At 38.4% G+C, this 8342-nt stretch carries 10 protein-coding genes; 7 read left to right on the top strand and 3 right to left on the bottom strand.

Annotated features, from left to right (window positions below; genetic code table 11):
- Positions 1-381 precede the first annotated feature (381 nt).
- Positions 382-648 (bottom strand): hypothetical protein, encoded by a 267-nt coding sequence (locus EWM59_RS21225; protein WP_130023260.1) that lies wholly within the window; start codon positions 646-648, stop codon positions 382-384.
- A 343-nt stretch (positions 649-991) separates the two neighbouring features.
- Here EWM59_RS21225 and EWM59_RS21220 point away from each other — a divergent pair, with 343 nt between their 5' ends.
- The 7 genes from EWM59_RS21220 (at position 992) to EWM59_RS21190 (ending at position 5885) form a co-directional block, all read left to right on the top strand.
- A complete protein-coding gene (locus EWM59_RS21220; protein WP_130023259.1) occupies positions 992-1654 on the top strand; it encodes a hypothetical protein in 663 nt (220 codons plus the stop codon).
- 63 nt (positions 1655-1717) lie between these two features.
- Positions 1718-2131, top strand: coding sequence for a hypothetical protein (locus tag EWM59_RS21215; protein WP_165372254.1), 414 nt, complete (start codon positions 1718-1720; stop codon positions 2129-2131).
- 80 nt (positions 2132-2211) lie between these two features.
- Complete coding sequence (locus EWM59_RS21210) at positions 2212-2820, top strand: hypothetical protein (protein ID WP_130023257.1); 609 nt, start codon at positions 2212-2214, stop codon at positions 2818-2820.
- Positions 2821-3264: 444 nt separating this feature from the next.
- Positions 3265-3678 carry a ribosomal maturation YjgA family protein gene (locus EWM59_RS21205; RefSeq protein ID WP_130023256.1) on the top strand — a complete coding sequence of 138 codons (414 nt, stop codon included), beginning with the start codon at positions 3265-3267 and terminating at the stop codon, positions 3676-3678.
- Entirely contained in the window at positions 3671-4483 is an 813-nt protein-coding gene (locus EWM59_RS21200; protein WP_130023255.1) for an oxygenase MpaB family protein, read from the top strand. Before EWM59_RS21205 ends, EWM59_RS21200 begins: the two co-directional genes overlap by 8 nt.
- Before the next feature lie 380 nt (positions 4484-4863).
- A complete protein-coding gene (locus EWM59_RS21195; RefSeq protein ID WP_130023254.1) occupies positions 4864-5286 on the top strand; it encodes a MarR family winged helix-turn-helix transcriptional regulator in 423 nt (140 codons plus the stop codon).
- Between the two features lie 176 nt (positions 5287-5462).
- Positions 5463-5885 carry an organic hydroperoxide resistance protein gene (locus tag EWM59_RS21190; RefSeq protein WP_130023253.1) on the top strand — a complete coding sequence of 141 codons (423 nt, stop codon included), beginning with the start codon at positions 5463-5465 and terminating at the stop codon, positions 5883-5885.
- 98 nt (positions 5886-5983) lie between these two features.
- On the opposite strand, the gene EWM59_RS21185 is transcribed toward EWM59_RS21190, so the two are convergent.
- Together EWM59_RS21185 and EWM59_RS21180 are read right to left on the bottom strand one after the other, a co-directional pair.
- A complete protein-coding gene (locus EWM59_RS21185) occupies positions 5984-6514 on the bottom strand; it encodes a histidine phosphatase family protein (RefSeq protein WP_130023252.1) in 531 nt (176 codons plus the stop codon).
- Between the two features lie 123 nt (positions 6515-6637).
- Positions 6638-7915 (bottom strand): glycosyltransferase, encoded by a 1278-nt coding sequence (locus EWM59_RS21180; RefSeq protein ID WP_130023251.1) that lies wholly within the window; start codon positions 7913-7915, stop codon positions 6638-6640.
- Positions 7916-8342 lie beyond the last annotated feature (427 nt).

Below are 8342 nucleotides of genomic sequence, written 5' to 3'. Positions count from 1 at the left end.
AATCAATCCCTACATAGATTGATTCTCCGCTAAAATCTCTTACTTTTGTTTTCATATGCTTCGGTTTTTGGTTTTCACTGCTGTTAACTTAAAGTTACTGTGAAACTGATTCCGAAGCTATTTTTTCAAACATACAAACTCAAAAGTTTTTTGTACCAAATAATATCGCTACGGCGAACCGTTTGGAATTTTTCCTCACCGCGCGGCGGCCGCCCCAACCCCTCTCCCGAGGGAGAGGGGCTTAAAGTCTCCCTCCGTGCGACGTCCGCTCCTTGTTCAGGAGAGGGAGATTTAGAGGGTGAGGAGATTTTGTGCCAAATAATATTTGGTGCAATTTCCTTTTGAGACACCCCCTTTGGATATATATATTAAAGACTTACATTAAGCATTGCCACATTTGCCTCCGCTTGAAGTACCACCTTTTGTTGAGCATACTTTTTTCTTGATACCGCTTTTGCCTGTGCTACCTTTATGTGCATACACTTTTTTTACTGTGCCATTGCTTGTAGTGTTTGGCTTTGATAAACAGACATTTTTTACCTGACGGTTTTTGGCAGATACGGTATTTTCAGTATCAAAGGCATTATCTGAATAATAAGAGTTGGATAATACGATAAAGGCAAATACAGAAGTTAGTAATAGTTTCATCTTAAAAAGAGGATTTAAAAGTAAAGTTCATCATAATTATAGGGATAAAGGTAATGAAAGATTCTTATCTACACAATCAGGAATACATGAATGGCGTGGGAATACAAAAAAAATAGAACTTTTGCTTCTTGCCGATTGACTGAAGTACCTGTCAGGATTATTACTTCTGCCTTTTAATCAATAAGTTACCGGACAATAAATATTCTATGGTGGTTTACAAGCACTTGAATAGATTTGTTAAAGTCTGCTTTTTTTCGTAAATTATATAATGGTTATCGTACAAAACCACCACTTTAAACTGACTGCCTTTTAGCTGATTTCAAACCATCAAATGATATAGACCATGTTTTTTTTCAGAATCAATAAAGTAAAGATTTTTGATAACCGTGAGAAAAAGAAATTTCTCGGTATTTTTGGTAGAGACCTGGCACAGGTCAAATTCCTGAGTTTTGTTTCAACCGAGTTTTCGGCATTCCCTGATTTATCCGATTTCCTGAATACCAATAATGCTGAAGAAAAAAAGGCCATTATAAAAAAGGAGGTAGAAAATGTAATTGCCAGCCGGATATTTACCGAAATACAGAACGTAAAAGATAACCACGTAATGACCTTTGGCGATACTGGATTCGTGCTGTATCAGTCAGCAGAAATTCCGGTATTTTTCGATTGGCAGTTTATTGCCTTTGAAAGTGATGAACGCATCAGAGACACTGGCAGAATGGTAGAGGATATTCTGAACGACAATGAGTTTGACAAGTTTACCAATAATCTGGGAACGCTGGTAGCTGCGGCGGCTAATCCGGCGTTTTCGGCCTCGGTTGAGATAACCAAATTTGCCCTGAAAGTGATTTCTAAAATTACACAGGCCAATAAAGATGAAATGATTGGTATTCTGATGATGTCGTTGAACAGGGTAGAGCATTATCCGCATGGCGAGCGAAAAAAAGACGATGTACCCGATTTGACCAATAATATGTTTATTGATTATTCTTTGTTTGGGTTTTAGGGGAGGGGTGGAGAAAGGAAAACGGAACAAGGAGAAAGTATTTATTTTTATCTAATGTCGGATATGTTAAAATTTGGTATGCGCATCACTATATTCTCATGGGTTATTGCCTGTCTGCTTATTTCGTGCGGAAGTAATCAATCCAAAGAAGCCCAAAAGGACAAACAGGAAGACTTTGAAATTTTCTGGCAGAAATTTCAATATGATAAGGATTTTCAGAAGTCAAGAGTTAAGTTTCCACTGCTAAGTAAATACTATGGTGTTGACGACGAATATCACGAAGAAACCACAAAAAAATCAGAGTGGGAGTATCGAGATTTCAACATAGAAGGACTCATCAAAACCCTTAATAAAGAATCACCTACCCGAACTATCATGGCCTTGATGATAGAAGATACGGGAGTGTATGTGGAATATATTTTTGAATTAAGGAATAAAAAATGGTTTCTGATAGAGACTGTTGATCAAAGTACCTGAGTGTTTTTATACAGAAGGCGATGATTTAACAAATAAATCATACATTTGATGCGTTGAATCGTTTCCCTGATGGCTGCCTTATGAAACACCTCATACTTTTTTTGCTACTGACAATCGGACTGGACACCTACGCCCGAAAAATAGAGGGCTACGTGGTACTGAAAAATGCTGATACCCTGAAATGTGAAATTGTTCAGAATTTTGCGGTGATAAGCGGTATTGATGTTGCTTCGTTTCAGTATGGCATCAGAGTAGTGTTTGACGATGGGAAAAAGCGGAATTTCATGCCCGAAGATATTAAGGCGTTCGGTATTTATGTCAAAAATGATACCCTGCACTTTGTGTCTGTTACAGTAGTATCGCCGGGCATGTTCGGAGGCGTAGATGAGAAACGGGTCTTTATGCGAATCATTCAGCGAGGGCATATAAAGGTTTATTATTTTATCGACCTCATGAATGGCCCTAACGGACCTGTCCGGACACCTGTTTATGCCGTTCAGTTAAGATATGATGATGTTGCTTATTGGTTGGAAGCCAAAAGAAACGATACGGGCCGATACGATTTCAAGGCTTTTTTCAAGAATTTCATACCCGAATATTATGCCTTTTTTGATTCCTTGCCTGACAGAGCGAGATTGGAAGAGGTACTGGATAAAATCAGGAAATTTAATAAGGCTATGGTAAAATAGTGATTTTGTTTTGTTTCAGTAGAGACGTAATGCATTACGTCTCCGAGGGCATATCCTTTTAGATGAACGTGTTTCGGGGGATATTTTTGAGAGAATAGATAATTATTTTAGCGCATAGTCCTTTGGTAATTAGGTTTCAAGAAATATACATTCCGATTTGTAGTGCGAATGCTATAGATCTCTGAGGCGTCCATTCAAGGTTTGTCTAATTCAAAATAGTATCTATTGGGTTAGATAGTCCTTTGGAGACGTAATGCATTACGTCTCTACGAGAAAAAACGATTTGAAGAATGTTTATTTCTTGAAACATAACCATCACACCTCTACAAATCACAGAACTCTCCTAATAAAACGCACTAAAAAAAAATATACCCACCATCTGTTTGGTATTCTCATTTGTATCTATTAACTTTGTTTTACAAAGTACTTTTAATTTTATTGACGATGTTTACATTCAGGCGGGGATATGCCTTACTGGCGCTCATTTTTTTTATCATTGAAGTACTTATTGCTCTTTATGTCCATGATGCTTTTGTCAGGCCTATTTTAGGCGATTATTTAGTGATGTTTCTGATGTATTGCTTTGTTTTTGCTTTCTATAATACCCATTTTATGAAGGCATCAATCGCAGTACTGTTGTTTGCATATCTGATTGAAACGGTACAGTATTTTCATTTTGTGCAACTCATGGGTCTGGAGAAGTACAAAGTATTAATAGTAGTGCTTGGCAGTAGTTTTTCGTGGTACGATATGTTGGCTTATACTTTAGGCTTTCTGACAATAGTTCTGATAGAAAACCGGAGAGCAGGTGCTACTAATTCAATATTGAAACAAAAAAAATTGAGCAGTTATGAATGATTTTGTTGACAAAAACTCAATTGTAAGAAAAATTTGGAGCAATTCAGATGTGATTTTATTCATCTTTGCCGGGTCGGCAGCCGAGTTTGCTTTAAATAAGGCCGTTGACTGGTTATATTTTACGGGTAAAATACCGTCTGACCCTTTGGGCAGGCTGTTTTCAACGGTTGGCTATGCCCGGAAGATTGTCTTTGCCGATACCGAAAATGCGTTTAAAGCCATAGATAAAATCAATAGTATTCATAAAGGGGTTGAGCAGAGTAGGGGAGCCAGGATTCCCGACTGGGCTTACAGAGATGTGCTGTATATGCTGATTGATTATTCGGTTACTTCCTATGAATTGCTTGAAAGAAAGCTGAGTTATGCCGAAAAAGAAGAAATTTTTGATGTTTTTCAGCGCATGGGTTTGCGGATGGGTTTAAAAGAACTCCCTGATACTTATGCAGACTGGCGACATTCCCGGGAGGCCCACTTACAGGCCGACCTCGTGCATGGGCATTATACAGCCGACCTTTATCTGCAATACAAAAAACACCTCGGTGCTGTACGTTACCTGATTTTATTAGAGTGCCAGAAACTAATTGTTCCTGACAGAGTATCCAGCTTATTAAAATTCGGTAGTTCGATGAAAGGTAAAATATTGCTGAATCTGTATCTGCTGAGTCGCAAACTGAAAGTTGACGGTTTGGTAAAACATATTCTTCTTCCGGCTGAATATAGTGAGCAGATAAACGACCTGAACTATATAGATACTCCCAAACCAATGCCGAAAGAGCCTGAATATGCTGAAAAACAGTATCACTAATCTGCATTAGTTTCATTGGTGTTTTTCCACTACAATCGTTCTATAATCCTATCTCTGACGATACAACCTTGAGTATCTCTAAGCAAGTGGATAAAACTAATTGATATTATTAACCACAGAGTTTCACTGAGCGACCGACGCCCGGTTTTGCACCGAGTTTCACAGAGTATTTATAGCTAAACTATGTGTGAATCACTCTGTGTAACTCGGTGAATTTTACTCCGAGAAACCGGTCGTCGGTCGCTCCGTGGTTTTAAGTTTTAAAAGCAATTAATATTTCCTCTTTACTTGTACACAAAAAATATTAAATTAAGTTTTGTAAAATTATATTGTGTACAATTTAATTTTGTGCTACATTTGCACAATCAGATTTTCAACCGATGACAGAGTTATTGAAATTACAGAATCAGATGTGTTTTCCGGTGTATGCGCTGGCAAGAGAAATCATCAACCATTACAGGCCTATGCTTGATGAACTCGAACTGACCTATCCGCAATACCTTGTTTTATTGGTGCTTTGGGAGCAGGAAAAGCAAACCGTTAATCAGCTTGGCGAAAAACTCATGCTTGATAGTGGCACACTTACGCCTTTGCTGAAAAGACTCGAACAAAAAGGCATTGTGAAACGGGAAAGGAGCACCGCTGACGAACGAGTAGTTTTTATTTCACTTACCGAACAGGGAAAGGCACTGGAAACCAAGGCCACTTGTATTCCTGAACAACTGATGCAATCGCTCAATATGTCGATGGAAGATATGATACAACTGAAAAGTATTAGTGATAAAATTTTAAAAGCTGTTTAAGTTAAATTTTATGAATCAAAATGTATTATTTTTTACAAAGACAAGGAGCTAAAACCGCAGTTTAGCAGAGCTAAATGAGGATTTTAGTGACGCAGTATTTGTGAAAAAGAATCATTTTGAACGAAACAATATTAACTTAAACGGCTTTTTATATCAACAACAAAAAAACAATTAAAATGAAAGCATTATATACAGCCGTAGCAACGGCCACAGGAGGAAGAAACGGACACGTAAAATCAGATAATGGTGTATTAGATTTGCAGGTAAGAATGCCAAAAGGTTTAGGTGGTGCCAACGATGATTATACTAATCCTGAGCAGTTATTTGCGGCAGGTTATTCGGCTTGTTTTGATAGCGCCTTGAACCGTATCATTAAACTGACTAAAACCGAAGCAGATGAAACCACAGTAACCGCCAAAGTAAGTATCGGACAGATAGAAAACGGCAGATTTGGTCTGGCAGTAGAACTGGCAGTAAATGTACCCGGCGTAAGTATCGAACAAGCCCATACATTAGTGGAAGAAGCGCATAAAGTATGTCCGTATTCTAATGCTACCAGAGGTAATATTGAAGTATTGCTGACAGTGAGTAATCATTGATAGGTATTTATAAGAATTGTGAGGGTGTCTCAAAAGGAAATTGTGCCAAATAATATTTGGCTTGGCAAAATTTTGAGACAACCTCACTTCTATCATACTTAATCCTTCTCAAAAACATATACTTTCCCATTGGCCGGATTATTGAATTTTTCTCCGGTAAAACCTCTGGCCGCAAGTACTTGCTGTAATAGCATCATAATAAATCCATGACTGACAATCAGCACTTCTTTTTCCTGGCCTGATAAGAGTTTTTCTACAAAATCAATTAATTTCTTTTCTGCTGCTTCCCTGACAGGGTTGTTGGCAAGCGTTTTACGCTTAATAAGAATCGCCCAGACAATAAGCGGAAGCCTGTACCGTGTATTCATCAGGTTCAAGGCACTTATCTCACGCAAATCATCAAGCAGGAGTATATTTCCTTTATAGATATGCCGGGCAGTATTGTGTGCTCGGCTCATGGGGCTGGCGTAACAGATTTCCCAGTTTGTCTCACGCAAATCAACGTTCTTATAGTGTATGTCGGCTTCATCGTATCGGGCATACCAATCGGTCAGGGCATCATGGCCTATCAGAAAACCTTTAGGCAATTGCTGCTTTACTTTAAAATGTCTTACCAGTCCTATCTTCATATTTTACTGTAAACAATATAAATACTATCAGGGCTACTGTAAATGCACAGCACCCCGATAGCAAAGGTAATCATAAAATTTATACCTGAATAATCACTTTAAACAGATATATCTATGGTGTTATCAATATAAATCATGCACTTCCAGCAACCTACGCTCCTGTACATACGCAGGCTGGTTGGCAGCCACATAAGACGTCCAGGCCATATCCCAGAAATACTCAACCCGGCGAGTCCAGTCATTTTCTGAGGCAACTTTTGTCCGCTCGTTTGCAATGGCCTCGTTGTTTTTCTCTATGGCTCTTGACACGTTACCGATAAAATCTTCGTGGGTAGCTGACAGATACACAGACTCGCCAAAAGAGGCAATATCTTCAGAGAAATTGGTGGTTACCACAGGTTTACCTGCGGCCAGATACTCGTTGATTTTCAACGGGTAAATGCCTGCTGTAAAATTGTTATAAACAAAAGGGATAATTGTGCAATCAAAGTATTGTAAATAAGCGGGTAATTCATCAATTGTTTTAGGGCCTGTAAAGACGATATTCGGAATCGCATTCAAATCTACAGAACTATATAAGTCGTTTTTGCGTGGACCTACCAGTACAAGGGTTTTATCCGGGTTTGCTTTGGCCAGTTTTTCAAGCAGAGGGTAGTCAATGCGCTGACAAACGGCTCCTGTATACCCGATAATGGGCGTAGTAATGTTTTGCAACTCAATGGGTTTAGGGTACTCGTTTTTCATCGCACTTTTAAACAGGGATACATCAGCACCATTGGGGAAAAACGCTACATTTTTACCCGAGCGTCGGGCTATATGTTTACTCAGCCAGTTTGAGGTAGCCAGCACGAGGTTATAGTTTCGGGTACATTCGTTTTCTTTGGTAGTACCTGTGGCTTTTATGGCCTCTATGTTATCACGGCTTTGGTAAACGCTGTAAGTAGGATTTAAATAATTGGTAAGGTCTGATAAGTAGAAAGGATTAAAAGAATTAAGCATGAGGTAATGCTTAATTTTCTTCTCTTTCAAAATACGTTTCACAAGCCTTGCCAGAATAAAATTATTGATTTTAGTAAACACCGTATTGAGCATTCCTTCGGGTAACGAACCTGCCGGAAGCATAACGCCGGGTGTAGCGGCTACTAATTTTTCTGATTGATTAGGAATAGGGGTGAGGTAGTTTTTTCCGAATAGCAAGGCAGGTAGTCTTTTTCTGACAGAAGCCAGTCGACGCTCTTGCCAGAGGCTTTTTAAGGTATAAGGGAAATCGATATAATACACATGATTACTGGCGCTGAAAACTTTTGCCAATGCTAAAGAAGCCGATGATATTTCTCCGTCCCAACGAGACATGGTAGTAATGAAAATCGGCATTTTACGGAATTCTTCTTGGGTAAGCATAATCTTTTTGCAGTTTGAAATCAGGTTTTTAAATCTTTATAGTAAAACGGACATCTAACAGGTACTTCCGCACCGAAAAAGAACTTCAGCTCAAAGAAACAACTGCTGTATGGGCATGTTTTTTCAGGCACAGCTATCCGCTACAGCCTGCATACAAAGTGCTGTTTCACACAAAAAATACTTTTTCTGAACGAAAGTAATTTTTAAAATACCCTATTAAACAGGGCTTTTGAAATACACGTTTTTTAAAATTAAAAATAGCTTAACTGAATGATTGCTGCATTTCGACAAATACAATTACACCAATCTGCAAAACCAGACAGTATAGCAAACATTTAAAAATAGATTATTATTGACCGTAGAATTCTTTCAACGTACGCATCTCTACAAGAGGAAATAAAGATGAACGACAGCAAAGAAATACAAG

This window comes from Emticicia agri (genome assembly GCF_004168285.1).
Lineage (GTDB): Bacteria > Bacteroidota > Bacteroidia > Cytophagales > Spirosomataceae > Emticicia > Emticicia agri.
Note: the sequence above shows the minus strand (reverse complement) of the source record. Positions and strands in the feature narration are given on the sequence as shown.

Excerpts from the sequence above, each read along its gene's own strand:
- EWM59_RS21225 (WP_130023260.1), bottom strand. The coding sequence starts at position 648 with ATGAAACTATTACTAACTTCTGTATTTGCCTTTATCGTATTATCCAAC.
- EWM59_RS21220 (WP_130023259.1), top strand. The coding sequence starts at position 992 with ATGTTTTTTTTCAGAATCAATAAAGTAAAGATTTTTGATAACCGTGAG.
- EWM59_RS21215 (WP_165372254.1), top strand. The coding sequence starts at position 1,718 with ATGTTAAAATTTGGTATGCGCATCACTATATTCTCATGGGTTATTGCC.
- EWM59_RS21210 (WP_130023257.1), top strand. The coding sequence starts at position 2,212 with ATGAAACACCTCATACTTTTTTTGCTACTGACAATCGGACTGGACACC.
- EWM59_RS21205 (WP_130023256.1), top strand. The coding sequence starts at position 3,265 with ATGTTTACATTCAGGCGGGGATATGCCTTACTGGCGCTCATTTTTTTT.
- EWM59_RS21200 (WP_130023255.1), top strand. The coding sequence starts at position 3,671 with ATGAATGATTTTGTTGACAAAAACTCAATTGTAAGAAAAATTTGGAGC.
- EWM59_RS21195 (WP_130023254.1), top strand. The coding sequence starts at position 4,864 with ATGACAGAGTTATTGAAATTACAGAATCAGATGTGTTTTCCGGTGTAT.
- EWM59_RS21190 (WP_130023253.1), top strand. The coding sequence starts at position 5,463 with ATGAAAGCATTATATACAGCCGTAGCAACGGCCACAGGAGGAAGAAAC.
- EWM59_RS21185 (WP_130023252.1), bottom strand. The coding sequence starts at position 6,514 with ATGAAGATAGGACTGGTAAGACATTTTAAAGTAAAGCAGCAATTGCCT.
- EWM59_RS21180 (WP_130023251.1), bottom strand. The coding sequence starts at position 7,915 with ATGCTTACCCAAGAAGAATTCCGTAAAATGCCGATTTTCATTACTACC.